This is a genomic window from Streptomyces blattellae (assembly GCF_009709555.1).
Taxonomy (GTDB): Bacteria; Actinomycetota; Actinomycetes; order Streptomycetales; family Streptomycetaceae; genus Streptomyces; species Streptomyces blattellae.
Window position 1 is genome coordinate 1 of sequence record NZ_WJBG01000072.1, and the last position, 213, is coordinate 213.

A 213-nucleotide genomic window follows, 5' to 3' on the forward strand; every position below is an offset into this window, starting at 1 on the left:
GGAGCGCAGCGTCGAGCAAGCGTGTAGCTTCCGGGGCATGAAGAGCGGGGAGCCGGGTGGGGGGGATGGCGTCCCGCTTGAAGGCGCAGCACATGACTATCGCCTGGCATTCGCCCTCGCAGCCATCAACACTCAGCAGGAAATGCCGAAGGGTGTAGCTCTTCTGCGGGGACTGGTTGAGCTGGGTTGTTGAGCCTGTGGCTGTGGTCCGTG

The 213-nt window shown here is 63.8% G+C and carries 1 protein-coding gene; it reads left to right on the top strand.

The window, feature by feature from the left end:
* Positions 1 to 193 (top strand): hypothetical protein (locus tag GFH49_RS39720; protein WP_230396105.1); only part of this gene is annotated, 193 nt, incomplete at its 5' end.
* Positions 194 to 213: the final 20 nt, after the last annotated feature.